This window comes from Tabrizicola sp. (assembly GCF_031377265.1).
Classification (GTDB): domain Bacteria; phylum Pseudomonadota; class Alphaproteobacteria; order Rhodobacterales; family Rhodobacteraceae; genus JAUYQR01.
Window position 1 is genome coordinate 1 of the sequence record NZ_JANMET010000241.1, and the last position, 22959, is coordinate 22959.

Sequence of the window (22959 nt, forward strand, 5' to 3'; positions counted from 1 at the left end):
GAATGCCGGAGACTGATGCGCGCAGCCATCTTGTTCAGGTCTGGCTGGTTGCCGCGGGGCTGGCGTTCGCGCCGGGTTTGGGTCTGGCGCAGGACGATGCACCGTTGTCGGCAATCGACTGGCTGTCCCAATCGGTAACCACGCCCGCGCTGGCGGGTGTCGCAGTAACGGAACCGCCGGTAAAAGATGGCGGTGCCCTGCCCGAACCGGTGGCGACATCGGCGCTGGATGGCCCATCGCCGGATTCGGTGGGGCTGATCCCAACCGCGGTGTCCGGCCTGCCACCAAAATTGTGGGGCGTGGGCCTGTCACGTGAAATCACCGAACGGCTGACTGCGGAACAGGTGGAAACGCTGCCCGCGCTGCGCCAGTTGTTCCTGACGATCCTCTTGGCCGAACTGGATGCCCCGGTTGATGCCGGCGGGCGCGGCGAGGTGTTGCGGGTGCGCATCGACAAGCTGCTGGCGCTGGGTGCGCTGGAACAGGCGGCAGCACTGATCGAGGCCGCCGGGGCCACCACGCCCGAGATGTTTCGCCGGTCGTTCGACGTGGCGCTGCTGACCGGTGCCGAAGACCGCGCCTGCGAAGCGATGCAATCTGCACCGGATCTGGCGCCGACACTTCAGGCGCGGATCTTCTGTCTGGCCCGGTCGGGGGATTGGAGTGCTGCCGCCCTTACGCTGCAGACGGCAGAGGCGCTGAAGGAACTGACGCCTGATCAGGGGCATTTGCTGGCGCGGTTTCTGGACCCCGATCTGTTCGAGGGCGAACCGCCACCGCCCGCGCCAAAGCCGGTCACCCCGCTGGACTTCAAGATGTTCGAAGCCATCGGCGAGGCGCTGACGACCGATGGCCTGCCGATCGCGTTTTCTTATGCCGATCTGTCGCCACGCGGCGGCTGGAAAGCCCAGATCGAGGCGGCCGAACGGTTGACCCGCGCCGGTACGATCCCGCCCAATGTGATTCTGGGGCTTTATACCGAACGCGAGGCTGCAGCGTCTGGCGGGGTCTGGGACCGGGTGATCGCGTTCCAGAACTTCGACGCGGCCATAGGATCGGGTGATCTCGACCGGATTTCGCAATCGCTGCCGGTGGTCTGGAAACAGATGCAAGAGGTGGAGCTGGAGGTGCCGTTCGCGGTTCTCTTTGGCAAGGACCTGATCGGGCTGCAGCTGTCTGGCGAGGCGGCGCGCATTGCGTTTCGGGTGGCGCTGTTGTCGCCGCAGGTGGATCTTGCGGCCAACACGAATGTGCCCACCGACCTTGCCGAGACGTTCATGATCGCGATTGCCAAGGGGCAGTTGCAAGGGGTGACCGCACCGGACAGCCTTGGCCGGGCGATTGCGGCGGCCTACTTGAACCCGGCGCCGTCCGTCGAGGCACTGGCGTTGCTGGACGGCAACCGCACCGGCGAGGCGATTTTGGTGGCCATCGACAACATCGGTCGTGGTGTGCAGGGCGATCTGCGCGGGGTGACCGAAGGGCTGTCAGTGCTCCGGATGGTCAATCTGGAAGATGTGGCGCGGCGCACAGCGCTGGAACTCATCACGCTTGAACGCCGGGGCTGAGGCATGCCCACCCCCGATGCCAGCCGCTGGATTTCCACCTTTCTCGACGCGCAGGCAGCGGAACTGGGGGCCGCGCGCAACACTCTGCTGGCCTATGGCCGCGATCTGCTGGATTTCGCGGGCTGGCTGGAACGGCGGGGCGGCGCACTGGCCGATGCGGGGCGCGATACGGTCGAGGCCTATCTGATCCATTGCGACGCGCAGGGTCTGGCAAAGGCCACCCGCGCGCGCCGGCTGTCGTCGATCCGCCAGCTGTACCGCTTTGCCTTTGACGAGGGCTGGCGCGCAGACAATCCGGCCTTGCGCATTGCGGGACCGGGCAAGGTGCAACGGCTGCCAAAGACGCTGAGCCCCGAGGACGTGTCGCGGTTGCTGGAGGCCGCAGAAGCCAAGGGCCGCACCGCCGATGAACGCCTGCGCAACCGCGCCATGTTCGAGCTGTTGTACGCCACCGGCATGCGGGTGAGCGAACTGGTGACACTGCCCCTGGCCGCGGTGCGCGGCGATCCGCGGATGGTGCTGGTGCGCGGCAAGGGCGACAAGGAGCGGATGGTGCCCCTGTCGACCCCGGCGCGCGCGGCGCTGGCCAATTGGCTGCGCCACCGCGACACCGAGGACGAGGCCGGGCGCACGCGCGGGCTGGCACCGTCGAAATACCTGTTTTCGGGCGCAGGCGCCGGTGGTCACATGACGCGCCAGCACTTTCACCTGATGGTCAAGGATTGCGCCATCCTTGCCGGGATCGACCCGGCGCGCGTCACGCCGCACACCCTGCGCCACGCCTTTGCCACGCATCTTCTGGCGGGCGGTGCCGATCTGCGGGTGATCCAGACCCTGCTTGGCCATGCGGACGTCGCCACCACCGAAATCTACACCCATGTGCTTGACGACCACCTGAAAGACCTGGTGTTGACCCGCCACCCGCTGGCCCGCAAAGGGTAATCCCGCCCACCCCGCCGATCACAACGATGGACACCCATGCCCCCGACCTTGCTTGACACTGTGTTCTGGCTGACGGCCGCCGCCATCCTTGCGCTGCTGGCGATGTCGGCGTTCTTTTCGGGGTCCGAAACGGCGCTGACCGCCTCGTCACGTGGCAAGCTGAAGGCGCAGTCCGACAAAGGCTCGCGCGGGGCGGGACAGGCGATGCGCATCACCGAGGACCGCGAGCGGTTGATCGGCGCGCTGCTTTTGGGCAACAACATCGTCATCATCCTGTCGGCGTCACTGGCAACCGCGTTGCTGACCCGGATGTTCGGCGACAGTGGCGTGGCCATCGCCACCTTTGCGATGACGGCGCTGGTGCTGATCTTTGGCGAAGTGTTGCCCAAGACCCTTGCCATCACCCACCCCGAAGCGGTGGCGATCCGCGTGGCCCCGATCGTGCGGCCGCTGATCGTGGTATTCTCACCGGTGGTTGGTTTGGTGCGGCTGCTGGTGCGGGGCATCCTGCGGTTGTTCGGGCTGCAGGCCGATCCCAGCGGGGCGATGCTGGCGCTGCGCGAAGATATCATGGGCGCCATCGCCATTGGCCATTCCGAAGGCGCGGTGGAAAAGGAAGACCGCGACCGGCTGTTGGGGGCGCTGGACCTGTCGCACCGCACGGTGGAAACCATCATGCGCCATCGCCGCCAGATCGAGATGATCGACGCCGCCCAATCGCCGGACCAGATCATCACCCAGGTCCTCGCCTCGCCGCACACCCGCCTGCCGGTGTTTCGCGACAGTGACGACAACATCCTCGGGGTGATCCACGCCAAGGACCTGCTGCGTGAAGTGGACCGGCTGGTGCGCGGCGAAGAAGGCTCGATTGCCGGGGTCCGCAATCTTGACATCGTGAAAGTGGCGATGAAGCCGTACTTCATTCCCGAAACCACTGCGCTGGACGAACAGATGCGTCAGTTTCTGAAACGCCGGACACACTTCGCGCTGGTCGTTGATGAGTATGGCACGCTGCAGGGCCTGATCACGCTGGAAGACATTCTGGAGGAGATTGTCGGCGACATCACCGATGAATTCGACGTGGTGCTGAAGGATTCCGGCCTGATGCGCGCCGAAGACGGGGCCTATGTGCTGGACGGCGCGATGACGATCCGCGACTTGAACCGCGCCACCGACTGGCGTCTGCCGGATGATGAGGCGAACACCGTGGCGGGACTGGTGATCCACGAAGCGCAGATGATCCCGAACGAAGGGCAGGTCTTCAGCTTTCACGGCTTTCGGTTCGAAGTGGTGGCAAGACGCGAAAACCGGATCACAAAGCTTAAGATGCGGCCGCTGTAGCCGTGGGCAATCCGCCCATCATTCCGCGTCGTTCAGCCCTTGCCGATCCCCGCCAGCCATTCATCCAGCACCGCGCCCAGCCGTGACCAATCGGTGTATTCGATGTCCTTGTCCGGCATAACTTTCTGGCCCTTCTGATCCGCGATCCGCCGCATCGCCCAGGCGCGGAAAAAGTCGTATTCCGAAAACCGGAACGCCCCTGCCACGTGCTCCACCCGGCCCGGTGTCCAGCCAGTTTCGCGCAGAAACTCCGCAAGGCATTTCTTCAGCCCGGCCCAATCCTCGGCGTCAGTGCCCGCCGCCGACAGTGACACCGGCAGCATCAGCGTCGGACGCGCCGCCAACGCATCGCGCGCCGCGGTCACAAACTGTGCCAGCGCCTTCTGATAGCCTCCGGCATGCAGCGACCCGGCCAGGACCGCGCCGTCAAAACGCGACACATCCAGCCCCTCGGCATCTTCGACATTCAACAACTCCACCGCATGGCCCGCTTCGGCAAACTGATGGGCTGCAAACCGCGCGATCTTGCGGGTCTGGCCATCAGTGGTGGCATAGGCAATCAGAATTTTCATCGGCGCATCCTCCGGTTCAGCACCAAAACTGATGCCATGAACCGCACCCCGCCGCCTTGACAGGGATCAAACCCGGCTCACGCGCTGCGCCGCACCCCTTCAGACCCGGCCCAAGCGGCCACTGCCGCGCCAAACGCCTCAAACAGCGGGCGCGACACCGGGTCGCCTGCGGCGTTCCACTCCGGATGCCATTGCACCGAAAGGGTAAATCCCGGCGCGTCCTTGACATAGATCGCTTCCGGGGTGCCATCGGGGGCATGGCCATCGATCACGATGCCCGACGCGGCGCGCGCAATGCCCTGCCCGTGCAGCGTGTTGGTCATCACCTCTTCCGCCCCCATCAGACGATGAAACACCCCGCCCGCGGCAAACTTCACCGGATGGCGCAGCGCGAACTGTTCCTCCAGCGTGCCTTCGGGCGGCATCCGGTGGTTCATCCGCCCTGGCAAATCGCGGATCTCGGGGTAAAGCGTGCCCCCCAAGGCCACGTTCACCTCCTGAAAACCACGACAGATGCCAAGGAACGGCTGCCCGCGCTCCACGCAGGCGCGCACCAGCGGCAAGGTTACGGCATCGCGCCCACGGTCAAAAAAGCCATGCGCGGGGGTCTCCTCCTCGCCATACTCCGAAGGGTGCACGTTGGGCCTGCCACCGGTCAGCAGAAACCCGTCGCACATGTCCAGCAGTTCAGCGACACTGACAAAGCGCGGATCGGTCGGAATGATCAGTGGCAGACAACCGGCCACTTCGGCGATGGCGGCGGAATTCATCGTGCCACTGGTATGCACATGGTAGTGGTCGTTCAACGTATAACTGTTGCCGATGATCCCAACCACCGGCCGCCGACTGGATAGGCAAGACATATGGACGCCGCGAACTGTTGCTCTGGACGCCGACCATACGCCCGGATTTCCCGGGCGAGAAGGGTCAAGGCCGCACATCAGCACTGCATTTCTACAGAATGCGCAGGAAAACGGCGAAAATCACGCCGAGGTGACTTGCCTTACCACCATGGCAATCCCCCATCTAATCCGCAGCCAGAAGGAGAACCACGCCATGACACCCCGCACCCTAGCCCTTTCCGCCGCCGCCCTTGTGCTTGCCGGCGCATTTGCCCTGCCGATCATCGCCGAAGAGGCCGATCATTCCGCCCATCAGATGACGGGAATGGAAAGCCCCGCGACGATGGCCTTCATGGAGGCCAACATGAAGATGCATACCGACATGGCGATAGAGTACTCCGACAACCAGGATGCAGATTTCATGCGCGGCATGATCCCGCACCATCAAGGTGCGGTGGACATGGCGAAGATCATCCTGGAACACGGCTCGGACCCGGACGTGAAGGCCTTCGCCGAAAAGATCATCGCGGCCCAGGAGGCCGAGATCACCTGGATGCAGGACTGGCTGGCCAAACACGGCGGCTGATCGCGACATCGCCCCTTGGCCTGCCCCGCGCTTTGTGATCGGGTGGGGCAAAACCGGGGGGCTGCATGCATATCCTGATCCTTGGCGCGGCCGGCATGCTGGGGCGCAAGCTGACCGCGGCGATCAGCGCAGGCGCGCTGCCGTTCACCCGGCTGACGCTGGCCGATGTGGTTATGGCAAAGGCCCAGCCCGGTGCCACCAGCATCGCCCTCGATCTCACGGATCCGGGCGCGCCTGCAACACTGTTACAGCACCGCCCCGACCTGATCTTCCACCTCGCCGCGATCGTCTCGGGCGAGGCGGAGGCGGATTTTGCCAAGGGTTATGCGATCAACCTTGACGCCACCCGCGCCCTGCTCGACGCGATTGCAGCAATCCCCGGCTATTGCCCGAAACTGGTGTTCGCCTCGTCGCTGGCGGTGTTCGGCGCGCCGTTTCCGCCAGTGATCCCGGATGATTTTCATCTCACCCCACGCTCCAGCTATGGCACCCAGAAGGCCATGACCGAACTGTTGATCTCTGACTATTCGCGGCGCGGGTTCTTCGACGGGGTGGCTATCCGGCTGCCTACCATCTGCATCCGTCCGGGCGCCCCGAACCGCGCGGCGTCGGGCTTTTATTCCTCGATCCTGCGCGAACCGCTGAACGGCCTGCCCGCCAACCTGCCGGTGCGCGACAGCTTGCGCCACTGGTTTGCCAGCCCGCGCGCCGCCACATCGTTCTTTCTGCGCGCAGCCAGCCTCGACACCTCGGCCCTTGGCCCCAGCCGCGCCCTGACCATGCCCGGCCTCAGTGCCAGCGTAGCCGAAATGATCGAAGCCCTGCGCCGCGTGGCAGGACAAGCGGCAGTCGATCTGATCACCCGCATCCCCGACCCCGCGATTGCCGCCATCGTCGAACCCTGGGCCGAGGCGTTCGCTGCAAGCCGGGCCCGCGCCCTTGGCTTTGCCGCCGAAACCAGCTTTGACGACATCATCCGGATCTATCTGGCGGATGACCAGCCGCACCACTCCGCCCACCGCTAGCCGCGCCTTCTTACTCCTTGCAATTCCTCTTCACCCAATATCCCACGGGCGGTCCGGAGGGTGTGAAACCCTCCGGGGTCGGCCAATGGTGCACGGCCTGCCATGTCGCAATCGGGCGGTCAGTGCGCCGCGCGCGCCGCCTATTCTGCGCCAGACCGATCAGGATCGCCAATGCCCCTCACCTTTTCCCCTCCTGCCCGACCGCTGTTTGGCGTCGGGCTCATTCTGGTCGCGATGGCGATCTTGCCGTTCATCGACGTTCTGGCGAAATTCCTCGGGCAGCAGGGCCTGCCGATCCTGATCGTGGTCTGGGCACGGGCGCTGTTCGGCGCCGCGATGACGCTGCCCTTTGCGCTGCGGGCCCAAGGTGCGCGCGCCTTCCGGCCCGACTGGCCGTTGCATCACGTGGCGCGGGCGGCGCTGCTGTTCAGTGCCACCTGGCTGTTCTTTCAGGCCCTCAAACACCTGCCGATTGCCGACGCACTGGCGATCTTTTTCGTGAACCCGTTGGTCATCGTGCTGCTATCGGCATTGTTGTTGCGCGAAACGGTTGGGCCGGATCGCTGGGTCGCGGTGGCAGTGGGCTTTGTCGGCACCATGATCATCATCCGGCCCGGCATGGTCGACCTCAACCCCGGCACGCTCTATGCCCTCGGGGCGGGTGTGGCGCTCGGATCATACTTCGTTATGACCCGCCACATCGCGGGCGAGGCCGATGCGATGGTGCTGACGTTCCAGACTTCGGCCATCGGGGCTGCGGTGATGACCCTGGCGCTGCCCTGGATCTGGATCACCCCGTCGGGTACGCAATGGCTGATGTTGGCGGCGATCGGAGTGATTGCCACGGTGGGCCATGTGTTCATCACCCGGGCATACGAACAAGCCGAGGCATCGTTGCTGGCGCCGCTTGCCTTCAGCGAGATCATTATGGCGACCGTGGTCGGCTGGTGGTTCTTCAACGATCTGCCGGACCGCTGGACGCTGCTGGGCGTGGCGGTGCTGATCGCGTCAGCCATCTACATATCCTTGCGCGAACACCGCACGGCGCACTGACGCCCGCCGTCTTGCCGCGCCAATGCCGGCGTGGATCAAGCGATGTCACGCGCCGTTGGCCACCACGCTGGCCGCAGCGGTCAACGCCCCCTCGCCATGCGCGATGCCAAGCGCCTGCATCCCCGCCTCCATCACCGCCAGCGCCCCCAGCGTCATATGCGCATTCACATGCCCCATATGCGCCACCCGCAGATAGCCGTGATAGGCCGGGTCATCCGACGCGGCCATGCCAAGACCGATGCCCAGCGTGACCCCGCCCTTGTGTTCGGTCCAGTCGCGCAGGCGGGTGGCATCCGGCGCCCCGAGCCGCGCCGCAGTCACCGACCAGCCGCGATCCTGTGGGTCTGCCACGTTCATTGCAATCGCCGGGTTGCCCGCGCCCCAGGCATCAAACGCGGCCCAGACTGCGCCCGCCAGCACCCGATGCCGGTGCCAGACCTGCACCAGACCCTCTTCGCGGATCATCGTCAGCGCCGCGCGCAGCGCGAACAGGTGATGCGTTGGCGCCGTGCCGTCCCAATACTGCCAGAATTCCACCGGATCGGCACGCGGACCCCAGGCCCAGTATGGGCTGGCAAGGTCAGCCCCGGCGCAGCGCTGGCGTGCTGCTTCTGAAAACCACACGAAGGCCATTCCGGGCGGCGTCATCAGGCCCTTCTGGCTGGCGGCGACGGTCACATCGACCCCCCACTCATCCATCCGGTATTCATCGCAGCCCAGCGACGCGATGCAATCCACCGCCAGCAATGCCGGATGACCCGCCGCATCCATCGCGGCGCGCAGGGCTGCAATGTCGGTCTTGACCGAACTTGCGGTATCGACCTGCGTGGTCAGCACTGCCTTGATCTTGTGGCCCGCATCACCCCGCAGGACTGCCTCGACCCGCCCCATGTCAGGCGCTGCGGATTTGCCGAAATCAAGCACCTCGACCTCGACCCCCATGGCGCGCGCCGAATTAGCCCAGGACAGGCCGAACTGCCCGGTCGCAAGCACCAGCGCCCGGTCACCCCGGTTGAACATGTTGGCATTCGCCGCCTCCCATCCCGCATGGCCGTTGCCGATATAGCTGGCGACATGGCTGGTGGTGCCGGCAACCATCCGCAGATCGGGCCAGAGGCTGGCCACCAGATCGATCAGCGCCCCGTCATAGATGTTGGGCGCCCCCTGATGCATCGCTTGCAACACCCGGTCGGGCATCGTCGAGGGGCCGGGAATGGCAAGATACTGGCGGCCGTTGGCGAGGGTCATGGGCATGTCCGTTTTGGCAGGATGTCTGGAGTGCCATCGCTAAGCGGTGGCGCGGCTGGCGTCAATCAACCGGACACCGGCATCTCACCATGGCGGTTGCCAGAGACGGCGGGTTGAGGGGACGGAACTTTCCCGCTAAACCCCAGCTAGCATCGCCAGAACGGCAATGCCCCCGGAAACGGCAACGCCCCAAGAAAGGCAAAGCCACTTGTCGCAACCGCTTCGTCCTTACACCTCGCGCGAACTGTTCGTCCGGTTCTGGCGCAGCTATCTGCGGCCCTATCTGCCGCTGATGCTGGTGGCATTCTTCCTGATGATGATCGAAGGCTCCACCCTTGGCGCGCTCAGCTATATGATCGAACCGTTGTTCGACAAGGTGTTTGCAAGTGGTGGCGGCGCCTCGCTGATCTGGGTCGGGACCGCGATCCTGTCGCTGTTCCTGATCCGGGCGGTCACTTCGATCCTTGGGCGTTGGCTGATGGCGCAGGTCAACCAGACCAGCGCTGCCGCGATGCAGGCCGATCTGTTGCGCCATTTGTTGACGCTGGATGCGGGGTTCTTCCAGACCAACCCGCCCGGCACCCTGATCGAGCGTGTACAGGGCGATACCTTTGCCGCACAGGGTGCGGCCAATCTGGTGATCAGCGGGATCGGACGGGACGTTGTGTCGCTGATCGGGTTGTTCGTGGTGGCCGTTCTGATCGACCCGTGGTGGACAGCGGCTGCCTTGGTGGGAACGCCGCTGCTGCTCTTGCCGGCGCTGGTTCTGCAACGCTATATCCGGCGCAAGACGCTGCATATGCGCGAACAATCCGGCCTGCGCGCCACTCGGCTGGACGAGATTTTCCACGGCATCCAGGCGGTCAAGCTGAACCGGATGGAGGGTTATCAGACCCGCCGTTTTCAAGACGTCGTCGCGCGCATCGTGCGGGCCGAGGTGAAATCCGCGCTGGGCCGCGCGACCATGCCGGGTCTGGTGGATGTGGTCACCGGCCTTGGGTTTTTCGCGGTGCTGATGCTGGGCGGGCGCGAAGTCGCCGAAGGCACCCGCACCACCGGTGAATTCATGGCATTCTTTACCGCGATGGCGCTGACCTTCCAGCCGATCCGCCGGCTCAGCGATCTGGCCGGAATGTGGCAGGTGTCTGCGGCCAGCCTGCAGCGCATCTTCACGCTGTTCGACACCGTATCCGAAAGCACCCGCCCGGCCGCAAGCCTGGCTATGCCCGGCCTCGGTGCACCCGAAATCCGGTTTGAGGACGTGACTTTCGCCTACCCGGACCGGCCCGTGCTGAACGGGCTGAACTTTACCGCCGAGGCCGGCAAAGTGACCGCACTGGTTGGCAGTTCCGGGGCCGGCAAAAGCACGGTGTTCCAGTTGATTTCGGCGATGGTGGAACCGCAGTCGGGGCGCATCCTGATCGGCGGGGTCGATGTTGCGGGCATGACGCTGGTGGACCAGCGCGGGCTGCTGGCCTCGGTGTCGCAGGACGCAGCGCTGTTCGACGAATCCCTGCGCGAAAACCTGATCCTTGGGCGTGAGGGGATCGGTGAGGCGCAGCTTGCCAAGGCGCTTGCCGATGCCGATGTGGCGGATTTCGTCGCCGGGTTGCCGGTTGGTCTGGAAACACCTGCTGGCCCGCGCGGATCATCGTTGTCTGGCGGGCAGCGCCAGCGCATCGCCATTGCCCGCGCACTGTTGATTGAGGCGCCGGTCCTGCTGCTGGACGAGGCGACCAGCGCGCTTGACACCAAGACCGAGGCGGCAGTTTCGGCGGCACTGGCACGGGCACAAATCGGGCGCACGACGTTGGTCATTGCGCATCGCCTTTCGACGGTAAAGGACGCCGACAAGATCATCGTGCTGGACAATGGCCGGGTTGCCGAAGAAGGCACACATGTGGCGCTTCTGGCCAAAGGCGGGCTTTACGCGCGCCTGCACGATCTGCAACTGCGCGAGTAGACGGTTCCCTTTGGCCAACGCGCCTCCTATATCAAAGGGAACAAGGGGGCGATGATGACCGGCGAAGCCGCAGCCGACCGCACGATCTGGCACGTCACGGGCACCGATGCCCTGCACTTTCTGCAGGGTCTGGTCTCTAACGACGTGACGCCCCTGCAATCCGCGCCCGGAATCGTCTGGGCGGCGTTGCTGACCCCACAGGGCAAATACCTTGCCGACTTCTTCGTCATCCGGCGCGGGGTGCAGGACTCGATCCTGATCGACATCGCCACCACATTGGCGCCGGCCACCCTGCGCCGGTTGACGATGTACCGGCTGCGCGCCGATGTGCAGATCGCGCCCGCGCCGCTGCATGCCATCAGGGGTCTTGGCCCGGCCCCCGATGACGCGATGGCCGATCCGCGTCACCCGGCCTTGGGCTGGCGCGCCTGGCGTGACGCCCCCGGCGCGCCGCCCGGCGTGGATTGGGACGCGATCCGCGTGGCCCATTGCATCCCCGAAAGCGGGATCGAGCTGATCCCGGATGAAAGCTACTTGCTGGAAACCGGGTTCGAGCGCCTGCACGGCGTCGATTTCCGCAAGGGCTGCTATGTGGGTCAGGAAGTCACCGCGCGGATGAAACACAAGACCGAACTGCGCAAGGGCCTGACCCGCGTGTCCGTCACCGGCACCGCCCCCCCGCCCGGCACCGAGATCCTTGCCGATGGCAAACCCGCAGGCATGATCTTCACCCATAGCCACGGCGAAGCCATCGCCTATCTGCGCTTTGACCGGGCCGAAGGAGCCCTGATCAGCGGCACCGCCAGCCTGCGCCTGATTGGCGTGGTTTAAGGTCTGGAATTCCATCCTTCCACTGCCTAGATTACCGCCCTATTCACAGGGCGCAGTTTGGAGTGACGTGGATGACCGAGCCTTTGACATTGCCGCAATACAGCCTGGCGAAAATCCTTGCGATCTGGGCCGCTGTCGCCATTCCAATGCCGGTGATGGCGTTCTGGGTGGCACCCTTGCTGTCAACTGCAACCGGGCTTTACCTGGGCATCGTGATCTGGGGGTTGATGATCCTCGGGATGATCTGGCAATTCGCACTGTCCTGCCTGTTGCTGCGCGCCGAGGCGGGGCCGGATCGGCAGGGCACTTGGGCGCAACGTCTTTGGCTGCAAACACCGCGCGATCCGGGCACCGGGTGGCCAAGGCTGGTGCTGCTGTGGTGGGTGGTGCCGGTGCTGATCGGCACGTTCCTTATCGAACAGACTGGCCTTGCCGACGCGCTCGCCGCGCCGCTGCTTTGGGTTGCCCCGCAGCTTGCACTGGTTCCCGCACCCGACCTTGCGTCACTTGCTCAGCCGCAGTTCGTTGGTGCGTGGTGGCTGATCCCGATGGCGCTGGTGTCCTGCCTGTTCAACTACGCGCTGGGCGAGGAACTGCTGTTCCGCGGAGTTCTCTTGCCGCGTATGAACGGCGCGTTCGGGCGCTGGGACTGGGCGGCCAATGCAGTGCTGTTCGGCACCTACCACCTGATCCGACCCCTGACGATTCCGGCGATCGTCCTTTCCACCATGCTGTGGACTTACCCCTGCCGGCGGTTTCGCAGCGTCTGGTTCGCGCTGATCCCGCATGCGGTGGAAGGTGTGGTGGTGCTGGCCTTGGTCGTGGCACTGGTCTTCGGGCAGCTGACGGTCTGACGCGTCACAGCACTAGCGATCCAGCGCACGCCAGCGGTGGATCAGCTCCGCCTCGATCGCCTTGAAACAAAGATAGCTGATCAGCGCCAGCAGCGCCTTGGCCCCGATCACGGTCAGTTGGAGCAACCCGCCTTCGCGGATCGCCATCACCCCGTGGTGGCGCAGAAAGTCGACATTGGCCATCGCCAGATTGATCAACCCGAACGACACCCAGGCCAGGATCGCCGCGAACAGCGCCAGTGCCGCAAACAACGCGGCCCAATGATAGCTGGCAAGAGATAGCCAATGCCGCATGCCGCCTCCCGGCACCCGCGCCTTATGCGCGTTCGGAATATTCCATCAGTTCGGTGTGCACCACGATCACTTCATCAATGTTGATGAACGGCGGCACCATGATGCGCACACCATTATCCAGAACGGCGGGCTTATAGCTTTTCGACGCGGTCTGGCCGTTCTGCACTGGCTCGGTTTCCACCACGCGGCAGGTTACCTTCTGCGGGATCGTCACGTTCAGCGGCTCTTCACCGAAATACTGCACCGACACCGTCATGCCATCTTGCAGGAACGGGCGGCGGTCGCCCAACAGTTCGGCGTCAAGCTCGATCTGCTCGTAGGTCACGTTGTCCATGAACACCAGCCGCCCGTCAGTTTCGTACAGGAACTGCTGATCCTTGAACTCCAGATCGACCCGCTCGACCTTGTCTTCCGACCGGAACCGTTCGTTCAACTTGCGTCCGTCGCGCAGGTTCTTCAATTCAACCTGCGCAAAAGCCCCGCCCTTGCCCGGCTTGACGTGGTTGACCTTCACCGAGGCCCAGAGGCCGCCGTCATGTTCCACCGTCATTCCGGGGCGGATCTCGTTTCCGTTGATTTTCGGCATTATGGCGGAACCTTGTCCAGAAGGTTGATTAAAAGTTACCCGCCCCTATATCTGCGAGGTTGACCCCTTGCAAGACAACTAGATACAGTAGCGGTCTTCGAGAGCTATGCTTCCTGCGCATGGCAGTCATTCCAAACCGGAAACCCCGAATCGTGACCAAACCGTTACAAGCGCAGGACGCAGCAGAAGACAAGAGCAAGAAAAAAGGAACGCCCGATGCTCGATACCATCGACAGCACTGCCTTCAACTTCGAACAGGGCCAGCGCGCACGCAAGCTTTTTGCCGCCGTGGTCCTTGCCGCACTTGATGACGCAATTGCGGATGACAAGAAGTATGGCAACGGGCCGGACCAGATTGCCCGCTGGGCGCGGTCGCGCGATGGCCGTGAAGTGCTGTCTTGCGCCGGGATCGATCCGAACGAGCGCGTGGTCAAGGGTCTGATGGAGTTTGTCTCCAAAGGCGTGCGCACCTCTGTTGCCCTGTCGCGCGAGGAATCCGAACGTCGGCATGCGCTGGAAGCAGATCAGGCCGAAGCCGCCTGATCATCTGGCAGCCACCAAAACCGAAAACGCGCCCATCGGGCGCGTTTTGCATTTTCGGCATTGGCTGGCGACGGAGGCCGAAGTGCCGTTCGGGACGGGCGGCTATTCGTAGGGCCGCGACGTCAGCGCCCGGTTGATCTCGGCCCGCACCAGCTTGCGGACATTCCGGGTGATCCGTTCGCCCAGCGCGCCTTGCAGTTCTTCGCGGATCAGATCGCGGATGATCTCGGTCAGCACATCTTCATCAATCGTCGAATAGCCGGACGCTTCTGCGTCATCGTCCAACGCCTCTGCCGCGCCGACGGACAACTGCTCATCCCGTGCCAGTCCGGCGTTCGGATCTTCGGCGGACGCAGCCGTCGGCATGGCATGGCGCAAGTCGGCCTCGGCTGGGGCGGGCGATGCGACAGCATCGTTGGCCACCGGCGACGAGCGTGGGTGCGCAAAGAACGGGATCGGCTCCTCTTGCGCCCAAGCGGCCTCAGGTGGCGCCGAGGATGCGACCGGACCCGTCTCCGTCTCCGTCTCCGTCTCCGTCTCCGTCTCCGGCACCGGCACCGGCCAAGGGTCAAGCCTGTGAACCTCGGCTTCGGTCTTGGGCGGCAGCACCTCAGCGTCGTCAATCTCGCCGTTCAGTTCCGCGAAAGAGGGTTCGACCTCCTCCCAGATTTCATCTTCCCACTCGCCATCAACCAGCTGCAGCGTCGCATTCGACGCCTCAGCCTGCTCCTGCACCGGAGGCTCTGCCGGCGTCTCATAAACATCGGACTGCAACGGATCGGATTGTGCGAAACCGGCCTCTGCGGAAACCTCTTTCGCGCTGACCACGGCATCATCGCCAAGGTCTGCGGGGGCAACGCTGTCGGCGCTGTCGCGCGGCGCATCGGCGGCTGGCTCAAACACTTCCGCCGTAACTTCCGCCGTAACTTCCGCCGTACCTTCCGCCGTAACTTCCGCCGCGACAATTTGGGCGACTTCTTCGGCAAGCGCCGCTTCTGCACTGGCAGCGTCGGCAATCGCTACCTCTACAAGCGCCGCTTCTTCAACGGCCACATCGGCAGCCACCATATCAGCAACGGCCAAATCAGCAACGGCCACATCAGCAACGACTGGCACGCCTTGTTCGATAGGCTCCGCAACTGCCGCAACCGGCACTTCGGCTTGCGGCTGTACCTCCTCGGTCACAGGCTGCACGAATGCGGCAGGCGTGGGCGTCGCAATGGCCTCGGGCTCATAAGGCCCATCCACCTCGGCCACCACCTGCAAGGCCGGTGTCAGCAGCAGCTTGTCATGCGAAAGATCGCGCGTGCGCGGGCGCAACTGGGTCGATACCAGCCGGCGAATGGAGGAAACGACATCCTCAATTTCATGAGAGCTTTGCGGCTCAGACATCTCTATAAATCCGTTCTACCCCGTCACCCGCACTCAAAAAGCCCTGCCCAACTGTGCCTGCATCTTGAATGTCGGGCAATAGCCTTTGTCTGCTAAACCGGAGGTTGTGGTCTTCCGGCCTCAATTTCCAATCTTCTTGAGGATGCGATCCAGCTTTTTGCCTTGGGCCGAGGTGGCTGGCGCGGTCTTGACCGCATCGTAGTAGCCTTCGGGGTCATATGTCGGAATGCCAAGCTGCAAGTGCTCCACTGTCAACAGGCCCATCGCCGACAGCACGCTGTACACGCCAACATAGCGGTCGGCCTCGGCGGTCAGCCTGCCGTTGCGGGCGTCCAGCAACTCCTGCTCGGCGTCCAGCACGTCAAGGGTGGTGCGAGCGCCTAGGGCTGCTTCCTCGCGCACGCCGTCAAACGCGGTTTGCGCGGCGCGGATCTGGCGATCCGAAGCTTCGATCGACGCCAGCGAGACGGCAAGGTTGGCCCAGGCAACGCCAAGGTTCTGCGAAATGCCGACAACGGTTTGCCGCAGGCCGGCGCTGGAGTTGTCCTTGTTGGCGAGGGACTGGCGATACAGCGCGGAAAGCTTGCCCCCGGCATAAAGCGTTTGGTTCAGCGACAGACCGAAGGTCTGGGTGTCCAGCCCGTCATCGTCGCGGCTGATACTGGCGCTGGCGCCAACCGTCGGCTTCATTCCGGCCTTGGCCAGCGCGACCTGCAGCTCGGCGATGCTCACCTGATGCTGCGCTTGCAGAATCTGGGGGTGGGTCTTTATCGCCACGCTTTGCGCCTCGTCCAAGGTGCGCCCGATCTTTGGCGACGGCGGCAAGGCAGCAAGCCTGCCCGGATAAGCGCCGGTGGCCGCTTTGTACGCTTCGCGTGCGACCAGCAACTGGCCTTCCGCCGACGACAGCGCCGCGCGCGACTGGGCCAGCCGGGATTCCGCCAGCGCCACGTCGGTGCGGGTAATCTCGCCCACATCAAAGCGGTCCTGTGCGGCGCGCAGTTCCTGCGTGATCAGCCGCAGGTTGCTGTTGCGCAGCGCCACGACCTCCTGGGCCAGACGCACGTCAACATAGGCTTGGACTGCAGCCAGCAGAACTTGCTGTTCCACATTGATCAGCGCCTGCCGGGTTGCCAGAACGCTTTCCTTGGAAATCTCGATGCCGAGCCTGCTGCGCCCAAAATCCAGCAGCGTCAGCTCCGCGCTCAAGGTCAGCGACGAGCTCAGCCCTTCGCTGGTGATGACCCCGGTTACACCGGCGACATCCGCCTTGCGCCAGGACGACTGTGCGGTAAACGCCACCACCGGCCGCAGCGCAGACACTGCCACCGCCACATCCTCATCAGCGGCGCGCAATACGGCGCGGTTCTGATCCAGCAGATTGGAATTGTTGTAAGCGGCAATCAACGCATCAGTCAGGGTTTCGGCCTTGGCCATGGGCGCTGCCACAAGCCCCGCCGCCAGCACTGCCAGAACCCGAAACAAACTCTGCATATCGCGTCGCCTTTCCTTATCACAAGCGATTTGCGCCTGTGCCAAACTGATTGCCTTCATAGGTGGGGCTTATCTTGCCGCTGGCAAGTCCCCAGCACCCTACCCGATCACAGCGTAAAGCCGCGCTCCTTGCGAAACCCGGAAAGCACTGGGGCCGCTGCGTTGAATAGCGACCGCCAGCTCATTGCGCCATCGATCTTGTAGCCGACCTTGGCCGTGCCAACCGCACCATCCATGAACACCGCGCCAATACGCCCGCCTTCCTTCAGCTGCGCCAACACCGCGTCGGGTACCGTTTCCACACCGCCCTGCAGGGTGATCACATCATAGGGCGCATGTTTCGCCGCCCCTGCCGCCAACGGCCCGGCAATCACCGCCGCATTGTCGACGCCTTCATTGGACAACACGCGCTGCGCTTCGGCGGCCAGACCGGCATCTTCCTCGACGGCCACCACCGCATCGGCCAGGCGTGCGATCACCGCCGCCGAATAGCCAAGCCCGCAGCCCAGATCGAGCACCATTTCCGTCGGTTGAATATCCAGCGCGTCCAGCAACTTGGCCAGCGTCCGCGGTTCCAGCACCACGCGCCCGCCACCGATATCCAGGTTCTCGCCGACATAGGCCGCCTCGCGCTTGTCGCGCGGTACATAGGTCTCGCGCGGTACGGTCAGCATCGCATCGATGATTGGAAACTTGGTCACATCCGAAGGGCGGACCTGCGTGTCCACCATCGTCACGCGTCGGGTGGCGAATTCGGTCATTCTGAACTCATCGGTATGGTTTCTTATGCCGCTTGTCTTGCCACAGAAACCATCACAGGGCAACCAGCGTTCTAACTGGTTTCAAGGCTTTGCCAATGATTTGCAAGCGTATTCCATTTGTCAAAATGTGTCTGCACATTGTGCCGGCAACCGGCTGTGGCCATCACTCCGGGCGTGCCGGGTCGCGCTGCCAGCCGATCGCCCGTTCACCCAACGCCCGGAACTTGGCCGAAGCCTGACTTAGCCTGCCCCGCCATTCAGGATTTGGCACCTGCCCGTCGGTCACCTTGAAGAACACCTGCATCATGCAGGCCACGGCGAACGGCTCGATCACTGCGGCCTTCACCGCCCAGGCAAAGACCAGCGCGAACACAAGGCCCCCCGCCGCACCTTCGCCCGGCAACAGCCAGACTACCGCCGCCGCCGGCGCCAGCATCACCAGAAACACCGCCAGCGACAGCCCCCAGACAAACAGCGTCAGCCATGCGGCGTTCACCAGCATCCGGCGGGCGTTCTGGGCATAAAGGATCAGTCCGTCATGCGCCGATTCCCACGGGTTGTCCGACCGGGTGCGCAGCGCGTGCGCAAGGATCACCTCGTCCACCAGCCCCACCGCCAGCCGCAGATAGGCGCGCACTACCCCCATGATCCGGTCCAGCCCGGGAATCGGCAGGAACGCCATCATGCCTTGCGCCAGCCCGGTCACCACCGCGATCACCCCTTTGATCAGCTGGTCCAGCGCGAACAGCGCCGAGGCTTGACCAAAACGCTGGCTCACCATGTCGCGCGCAAAGGCAATCTGGCCTTGCCCGGCAGGCACCGTCCTGCCCTCGATCAATTCCACCATCACCGCGATGTGGCCTGCCTTCACGATGTACAACACATAGTCGCGCAAAAAGAAGATCACGCCCGCCGTCAGGCCAAAGCCGCCAGCGCCGCCCCAGAACGTGCTGGTGGCGCGAAACTCGTCATCGCCAAACCCGCCGATGCCATAGCCGATCCCGGCCCCGGCACCGGTGACCACGACCAGCGCAGCGGTGATGCCAAAATACACCGCCACCCGGAACAGAACGAACGGTGCGGTCCGCACCATCAGACCGAGCGCCCCGAAAACACTGAAATCCCACATCGCCTCAACCCTGTATAAGGGGTGTGAGCCTGCCGTGAAAACGCACGGAAATCAAGCGTTTCAGAGCAACCGGGGCTTTGAGATCATGCGTTTGGGTTCTGCAAGTCGCTCCGCCAGCACGCGCACAACGGCCGCAATGTCAACCGCGCGCAGCCCTGCCTCGGCATACATCTCCGCCGGGCTTGCCTGATCGATGAACGTGTCGGGCAAGGTCATCGTCCGCACCAGCCGCCCCCGGTCAAGCCCGCCGCTGGCCGCAAGGTAGTGCAGCACCTGCGCGCCAAAGCCGCCCGTGGCCCCTTGCTCCACCGTGATCAGCGCGCCGTGATGCGCCATCAGCTGGTCGATCAGCGCGGTGTCCAGCGGTTTGGCAAAGCGCGCGTCGGCAACGGTGACCTTGATCCCCTCGGCTTCCAACAGTTCTGCCGCCGCCAATGCCTCCGACAGATGCGCGCCAAACGACACGATCGCCACGTCATCGCCTTCGCGCAGCACCCGGCCCCGCCCGATCTGCAGCGGCACGCCGCGTGCGGGCAGTTCAACCCCGGCCCCCTCGCCGCGCGGATAGCGGAACGCGATCGGCCCCTGATCATGCGCCACCGCAGTGGCCATCATGTGCACCAGATCGGCCTCATCCCCCGCCGCCATCACGGTAAAGCCCGGCAGGTTGGCCAGAAACCCGATGTCGAAGGCCCCGGCATGGGTGGCCCCGTCCTGCCCCACCAGCCCGGCCCGGTCGATGGCAAACCGCACCGGCAAACCCTGCAGCGCCACGTCATGCACGATCTGGTCATAACCGCGCTGCAGGAAACTGGAATAAATCGCGCAGAACGGCCGCATGCCGCTGGCCGCAAGACCCGCGGCAAACGTGACACCGTGCTGTTCGGCAATACCCACATCGAACACCCGCGCCGGAAACCGCCGCGCCATGATGTCCAGCCCCGTGCCGCCCGGCATCGCGGCGGTGATCGCCACGATCTTGGGGTCGCGCGCCGCCTCAGCGGTTAGCGTTTCGCCAAACACCTGGGTGTAGCTCGGCGCATTCGACTTGCCCTTGACCTGCGCGCCGGTGGCCACGTCAAACTTCGCCACCCCGTGATATTTGTCATCCGCCCCTTCGGCGGGGGCATAGCCCTTGCCCTTGACCGTCACGCAATGAATGATAACCGGTCCCGACGCCCGCGCCTTGGCCGCGCGCAAGGTGCCCAGCAACTGCCCCATGTCATGCCCGTCAATCGGCCCGATGTAGGAAAACCCGAACTCCTCGAACAAGGTGCTGCCACCGGGCAGCCCGGTCACCAACTGCCGCGCCCGGCGTGCGCCGTCACGCACCGGGCCGGGCAGTGCCGCCTCGAACCCCTCTGCCGCCGCTTTCAGCGCGGCCAGCGGGCCCTTGTCGGCAATCGCATTCAGGTACGTCGACATCGCCCCCACCGGTGGTGCAATCGACATGTCATTGTCGTTCAGAATGACGAACAGCCGTTCCTTCAGGTGCCCCGCGTGGTTCATCGCCTCATAGGCCATCCCCGCCGTGATCGCCCCGTCGCCGATGACCGCGATGGTGTCGCCCACCGGCATCCCCATTTCGCGCCCCACCGCAAAGCCAAGCGCCGCCGAGATCGAGGTCGAGGAATGCGCCGCCCCGAACGGATCGAACTCAGACTCCGACCGTTTGGTGAACCCCGACAGGCCCCCCTTCTGGCGCAGCGTCCCCATCCGGTCCCGCCGCCCGGTGATGATCTTGTGGGGATAGCACTGGTGGCCCACGTCCCAGATCAGCTTGTCGAGCGGCGTGTTGAACACCGCATGAATGGCCACGGTCAGTTCCACCACGCCCAGCGATGATCCCAGATGCCCGCCGGTCTTTGACACCGCCTCGATGGTCTCTTGCCGCAACTCGACCGCCAGAAGCGCAAGCTCGGCGTCGCTCAGCACCTTCAGATCGGCAGGGCCTGCGACGCGGTCAAGTGTGGGGGTGCGGCTGTCGGCATCCATCGAGGCCTCCTTTGAAAGAAGTGCCGTGCAGAGGTGACCCACACGGCACCAGGGTCCTGTCGCCAACAGGAAGGGAACCGGGCTGTTCGTCATGCGCCCCGGATCCGGGCCGGCAGCGGCCCGAACGTCGTGCCGAAGGGGCGGTTGCCCGCCCCCGCGGATCGTTAGACCACTGTATCCTCGACCGGCAGCACCAGCGCGCTCCAGGTGTTGGGATCAGGCGCTTGCTTGCTTTCTTCTGGCAGCAGCAGGCTGATCGCCCAGATCACGAGGAAGATCAGGCCGAACCCCACCACCGCGGCGGCAGCGTACCCTGCGCCCCGCAGCATCTCGGCGCCGATCCAGCCTGTCAGATGCGCCCGGCGCGACGGTGTTCCGAAATAATCGTCAGACATCACATTCTCCTCAGTTTCGGGCCTCAGTTCGGCGGTGCGTAGCCGTGCAGCTGCGCCCAGACATACCAGTTGTCGACAACCGTGCCGGTCAGCAGGATCCCGATCCCCCCGGTCAGCGTGACCAGGATCGCGAACCACCAGGCCCAGCGGTGAATGCCTTCCATCGTGGCATTGAACCCCATCGTCCAGCGCCAGAACAAGGCGGCGCGTTCCGATGCGGTGCCCCGGTCGGCAATCTGCTCCAACTCGCGGTCGCCACCGAAACGGCTGACGGCAAGGATCGTGGCCCCGTGCATGGCGAACAGCAGTGCCGAGCCATACAGGAACACGATCGAAAGCGCGTGGAACGGGTTGTAGAACAGGTTGCCGTAGGAAAGGCTGAAGTTGTTGGTCCAGTCGAGGTGGGTGAAGATGCCGTAAGGCACCGCCTCGGACCAGCTGCCCATCAGGATCGGGCGGATCAGACCCAGCACCAGAAACAGCCAGATCGCACTGGCAAAGGCCCAGCACACATGCTTGCCCATACCCAGTGCCTGTGCCCTGAGGTAGGTTCGCACCCACCAGGCCAGCACGGCCACCAGCAGGAAGAACGAGGCGATCAGAAAGTAACCGCCCTCCGCCAGTGGCGGAATGCGCAGCCCCCATTCAGGGGCCGGCGGGTCCAGCGACAGCCAGAACAGATCCCGCAGGAACACCGCCGGATTGAACCCGGCCTGATGCCAGAACCAGCCGCCGACCATGAAGAACCAGATCGCACCCGAGAACAACGATATGGTGCCCATGGTGCCCAGATAGATCGGCCCCAGCTGCGCATTGCCGAACCAGCCTGCAAGGTTGGAAAACGATGCCCCCCGCGTCCGGTTCGCCAGATCTACGCCTTCGACCATCCCCATCTCCGGGGCGCCGCGGACCTGAACCTGATTGAAGATATTCTGATACTCAGCCATTTACGCCTCCCGGAATGTTCGCCCACCACGGCAGCTGCAGCCACCAGTCCCACCACACGACCCACTGGTCGAACCAGATGGTGCCCGAGATCACGATGCAGATTGCACTCCAGAACCCGGCGTTCAGCGCCAGCAGAAGGCCAACACGATGGATGCCGATGGTGCCCACCGAATAGCCGATGAAATCGCGAAAGAAGGTGTCTTCATGTTCAGGGGTGCGCATCTCGCGCCCCTTTTCGGGGTTTGCGGCCGACAGGACCAACCCGCCATGCAGGGCCAGCGCCAGCGACGTGGTGAAGAAGAAGCTCACCGCGATCATATGCGCCGGGTTATAATGAAAGTTGCCGTAGGTGTAGCCGGTGTTAGACACCCAATCGAGGTGGGTGAAGATCCCGTAAGGAAACGCAAAACCCCAGGCCCCCATCAGCACCGGCCGGATCACCACCAGCGTAAGGTAGGCAAAGATCGCCACCCCGAACGCAAAGGGCACGTGGTAGCCCATGCCCAGCTTGTTGCAGATCTCCACCTCGCGCAGGGCCCAGCTGATGAAGGCCGCCGCCGCGCACATCGTGATCAGTTGCCACAGCCCGCCGTCCAG

23 protein-coding genes are annotated in these 22959 nt (G+C 64.2%); 10 read left to right on the plus strand and 13 right to left on the minus strand.

The annotated features are described in order from the left end of the window. The 3 genes from RMO18_RS13885 to RMO18_RS13895 form a co-directional block, all read left to right on the plus strand. Nucleotides 1-1568, plus strand: a 1568-nt coding sequence (locus RMO18_RS13885; protein WP_309666674.1) for a hypothetical protein, incomplete at its 5' end; no start/stop codon positions are given. A 3-nt stretch (nt 1569-1571) separates the two neighbouring features. Continuing rightward, on the plus strand, nt 1572-2510 hold the full coding sequence (locus tag RMO18_RS13890) for a site-specific tyrosine recombinase XerD (protein WP_309666675.1): 939 nt from the start codon (nt 1572-1574) through the stop codon (nt 2508-2510). Nucleotides 2511-2546: 36 nt separating this feature from the next. Continuing rightward, entirely contained in the window at nt 2547-3851 is a 1305-nt protein-coding gene (locus tag RMO18_RS13895) for an HlyC/CorC family transporter (RefSeq protein WP_309666676.1), read from the plus strand. A gap of 32 nt (nt 3852-3883) precedes the next feature. Here RMO18_RS13895 and RMO18_RS13900 read toward each other — a convergent pair whose 3' ends face one another. Both RMO18_RS13900 and RMO18_RS13905 read right to left on the minus strand, forming a co-directional pair. Beyond that, the gene (locus RMO18_RS13900) at nt 3884-4423 is read right to left on the minus strand and encodes a flavodoxin domain-containing protein (protein ID WP_309666678.1); all 540 of its coding nucleotides are present in this window, start codon (nt 4421-4423) and stop codon (nt 3884-3886) included. Between the two features lie 77 nt (nt 4424-4500). Further along, the gene (locus RMO18_RS13905; protein ID WP_309666679.1) at nt 4501-5286 is read right to left on the minus strand and encodes a gamma-glutamyl-gamma-aminobutyrate hydrolase family protein; all 786 of its coding nucleotides are present in this window, start codon (nt 5284-5286) and stop codon (nt 4501-4503) included. 193 nt (nt 5287-5479) lie between these two features. Here RMO18_RS13905 and RMO18_RS13910 point away from each other — a divergent pair, with 193 nt between their 5' ends. The 3 genes from RMO18_RS13910 (at nt 5480) to RMO18_RS13920 (ending at nt 7929) form a co-directional block, all read left to right on the plus strand. Continuing rightward, nucleotides 5480-5851: a DUF305 domain-containing protein gene (locus RMO18_RS13910; protein WP_309666681.1), complete on the plus strand. Its 372-nt coding sequence runs from the start codon at nt 5480-5482 to the stop codon at nt 5849-5851. Nucleotides 5852-5916: 65 nt separating this feature from the next. Then, nucleotides 5917-6876, plus strand: coding sequence for a D-erythronate dehydrogenase (denD, locus tag RMO18_RS13915; RefSeq protein ID WP_309666683.1), 960 nt, complete (start codon nt 5917-5919; stop codon nt 6874-6876). 171 nt (nt 6877-7047) lie between these two features. Further along, nucleotides 7048-7929, plus strand: a complete 882-nt coding sequence (locus tag RMO18_RS13920; protein WP_309666684.1) for a DMT family transporter — start codon at nt 7048-7050, stop codon at nt 7927-7929. Nucleotides 7930-7974: 45 nt separating this feature from the next. On the opposite strand, the gene RMO18_RS13925 is transcribed toward RMO18_RS13920, so the two are convergent. Next, the gene (locus RMO18_RS13925; protein WP_309666685.1) at nt 7975-9177 is read right to left on the minus strand and encodes an aminotransferase class V-fold PLP-dependent enzyme; all 1203 of its coding nucleotides are present in this window, start codon (nt 9175-9177) and stop codon (nt 7975-7977) included. 166 nt (nt 9178-9343) lie between these two features. Here RMO18_RS13925 and RMO18_RS13930 point away from each other — a divergent pair, with 166 nt between their 5' ends. The 3 genes from RMO18_RS13930 (at nt 9344) to RMO18_RS13940 (ending at nt 12825) form a co-directional block, all read left to right on the plus strand. Then, a complete protein-coding gene (locus RMO18_RS13930; protein ID WP_405054079.1) occupies nt 9344-11140 on the plus strand; it encodes an ABC transporter ATP-binding protein in 1797 nt (598 codons plus the stop codon). A gap of 54 nt (nt 11141-11194) precedes the next feature. Next, the gene (locus tag RMO18_RS13935) at nt 11195-11971 is read left to right on the plus strand and encodes a folate-binding protein (protein WP_309666686.1); all 777 of its coding nucleotides are present in this window, start codon (nt 11195-11197) and stop codon (nt 11969-11971) included. 71 nt (nt 11972-12042) lie between these two features. Further along, nucleotides 12043-12825 carry a CPBP family intramembrane glutamic endopeptidase gene (locus RMO18_RS13940; protein WP_309666687.1) on the plus strand — a complete coding sequence of 261 codons (783 nt, stop codon included), beginning with the start codon at nt 12043-12045 and terminating at the stop codon, nt 12823-12825. 12 nt (nt 12826-12837) lie between these two features. Here the strand turns inward: RMO18_RS13940 and RMO18_RS13945 are convergent, their stop codons facing one another. Both RMO18_RS13945 and efp read right to left on the minus strand, forming a co-directional pair. Continuing rightward, nucleotides 12838-13119, minus strand: a complete 282-nt coding sequence (locus tag RMO18_RS13945) for a hypothetical protein (protein WP_309666688.1) — start codon at nt 13117-13119, stop codon at nt 12838-12840. 22 nt (nt 13120-13141) lie between these two features. Continuing rightward, on the minus strand, nt 13142-13705 hold the full coding sequence (efp, locus tag RMO18_RS13950; RefSeq protein ID WP_309666689.1) for an elongation factor P: 564 nt from the start codon (nt 13703-13705) through the stop codon (nt 13142-13144). Nucleotides 13706-13921: 216 nt separating this feature from the next. Here efp and RMO18_RS13955 point away from each other — a divergent pair, with 216 nt between their 5' ends. After that, nucleotides 13922-14248: a DUF6280 family protein gene (locus tag RMO18_RS13955; RefSeq protein WP_309666690.1), complete on the plus strand. Its 327-nt coding sequence runs from the start codon at nt 13922-13924 to the stop codon at nt 14246-14248. A 102-nt stretch (nt 14249-14350) separates the two neighbouring features. Here RMO18_RS13955 and RMO18_RS13960 read toward each other — a convergent pair whose 3' ends face one another. From RMO18_RS13960 to pufL, 8 genes are all read right to left on the minus strand, one after another. Beyond that, entirely contained in the window at nt 14351-15640 is a 1290-nt protein-coding gene (locus tag RMO18_RS13960; protein ID WP_309666691.1) for a hypothetical protein, read from the minus strand. 120 nt (nt 15641-15760) lie between these two features. Beyond that, entirely contained in the window at nt 15761-17134 is a 1374-nt protein-coding gene (locus RMO18_RS13965; protein ID WP_309666692.1) for a TolC family outer membrane protein, read from the minus strand. A gap of 107 nt (nt 17135-17241) precedes the next feature. Continuing rightward, nucleotides 17242-17895 (minus strand): protein-L-isoaspartate O-methyltransferase, encoded by a 654-nt coding sequence (locus RMO18_RS13970; protein WP_309666693.1) that lies wholly within the window; start codon nt 17893-17895, stop codon nt 17242-17244. A 163-nt stretch (nt 17896-18058) separates the two neighbouring features. Next, nucleotides 18059-19024 (minus strand): hypothetical protein, encoded by a 966-nt coding sequence (locus RMO18_RS13975; protein WP_309666694.1) that lies wholly within the window; start codon nt 19022-19024, stop codon nt 18059-18061. Nucleotides 19025-19084: 60 nt separating this feature from the next. After that, nucleotides 19085-21019 (minus strand): 1-deoxy-D-xylulose-5-phosphate synthase, encoded by a 1935-nt coding sequence (gene dxs, locus RMO18_RS13980; RefSeq protein ID WP_309666695.1) that lies wholly within the window; start codon nt 21017-21019, stop codon nt 19085-19087. Between the two features lie 164 nt (nt 21020-21183). Next, the gene (gene pufX, locus RMO18_RS13985) at nt 21184-21414 is read right to left on the minus strand and encodes an RC-LH1 core complex protein PufX (RefSeq protein ID WP_309666696.1); all 231 of its coding nucleotides are present in this window, start codon (nt 21412-21414) and stop codon (nt 21184-21186) included. Nucleotides 21415-21437: 23 nt separating this feature from the next. Then, nucleotides 21438-22361: a photosynthetic reaction center subunit M gene (gene pufM / locus RMO18_RS13990; RefSeq protein ID WP_309666697.1), complete on the minus strand. Its 924-nt coding sequence runs from the start codon at nt 22359-22361 to the stop codon at nt 21438-21440. After that, the coding region (gene pufL, locus RMO18_RS13995) for a photosynthetic reaction center subunit L (protein ID WP_309666699.1) at nt 22354-22959 on the minus strand (606 nt) is incomplete at its 5' end. The genes pufL and pufM, both read right to left, overlap by 8 nt.

Bases quoted from the DNA above. Each gene is read 5' to 3' on its own strand.
- RMO18_RS13890 (WP_309666675.1), top strand. From the start codon at position 1,572: ATGCCCACCCCCGATGCCAGCCGCTGGATTTCCACCTTTCTCGACGCG.
- RMO18_RS13895 (WP_309666676.1), top strand. From the start codon at position 2,547: ATGCCCCCGACCTTGCTTGACACTGTGTTCTGGCTGACGGCCGCCGCC.
- RMO18_RS13900 (WP_309666678.1), bottom strand. From the start codon at position 4,423: ATGAAAATTCTGATTGCCTATGCCACCACTGATGGCCAGACCCGCAAG.
- RMO18_RS13905 (WP_309666679.1), bottom strand. From the start codon at position 5,286: ATGTCTTGCCTATCCAGTCGGCGGCCGGTGGTTGGGATCATCGGCAAC.
- RMO18_RS13910 (WP_309666681.1), top strand. From the start codon at position 5,480: ATGACACCCCGCACCCTAGCCCTTTCCGCCGCCGCCCTTGTGCTTGCC.
- denD (WP_309666683.1), top strand. From the start codon at position 5,917: ATGCATATCCTGATCCTTGGCGCGGCCGGCATGCTGGGGCGCAAGCTG.
- RMO18_RS13920 (WP_309666684.1), top strand. From the start codon at position 7,048: ATGCCCCTCACCTTTTCCCCTCCTGCCCGACCGCTGTTTGGCGTCGGG.
- RMO18_RS13925 (WP_309666685.1), bottom strand. From the start codon at position 9,177: ATGACCCTCGCCAACGGCCGCCAGTATCTTGCCATTCCCGGCCCCTCG.
- RMO18_RS13930 (WP_405054079.1), top strand. From the start codon at position 9,344: ATGCCCCCGGAAACGGCAACGCCCCAAGAAAGGCAAAGCCACTTGTCG.
- RMO18_RS13935 (WP_309666686.1), top strand. From the start codon at position 11,195: ATGACCGGCGAAGCCGCAGCCGACCGCACGATCTGGCACGTCACGGGC.
- RMO18_RS13940 (WP_309666687.1), top strand. From the start codon at position 12,043: ATGACCGAGCCTTTGACATTGCCGCAATACAGCCTGGCGAAAATCCTT.
- RMO18_RS13945 (WP_309666688.1), bottom strand. From the start codon at position 13,119: ATGCGGCATTGGCTATCTCTTGCCAGCTATCATTGGGCCGCGTTGTTT.
- efp (WP_309666689.1), bottom strand. From the start codon at position 13,705: ATGCCGAAAATCAACGGAAACGAGATCCGCCCCGGAATGACGGTGGAA.
- RMO18_RS13955 (WP_309666690.1), top strand. From the start codon at position 13,922: ATGCTCGATACCATCGACAGCACTGCCTTCAACTTCGAACAGGGCCAG.
- RMO18_RS13960 (WP_309666691.1), bottom strand. From the start codon at position 15,640: ATGTCTGAGCCGCAAAGCTCTCATGAAATTGAGGATGTCGTTTCCTCC.
- RMO18_RS13965 (WP_309666692.1), bottom strand. From the start codon at position 17,134: ATGCAGAGTTTGTTTCGGGTTCTGGCAGTGCTGGCGGCGGGGCTTGTG.
- RMO18_RS13970 (WP_309666693.1), bottom strand. From the start codon at position 17,895: ATGACCGAATTCGCCACCCGACGCGTGACGATGGTGGACACGCAGGTC.
- RMO18_RS13975 (WP_309666694.1), bottom strand. From the start codon at position 19,024: ATGTGGGATTTCAGTGTTTTCGGGGCGCTCGGTCTGATGGTGCGGACC.
- dxs (WP_309666695.1), bottom strand. From the start codon at position 21,019: ATGGATGCCGACAGCCGCACCCCCACACTTGACCGCGTCGCAGGCCCT.
- pufX (WP_309666696.1), bottom strand. From the start codon at position 21,414: ATGTCTGACGATTATTTCGGAACACCGTCGCGCCGGGCGCATCTGACA.
- pufM (WP_309666697.1), bottom strand. From the start codon at position 22,361: ATGGCTGAGTATCAGAATATCTTCAATCAGGTTCAGGTCCGCGGCGCC.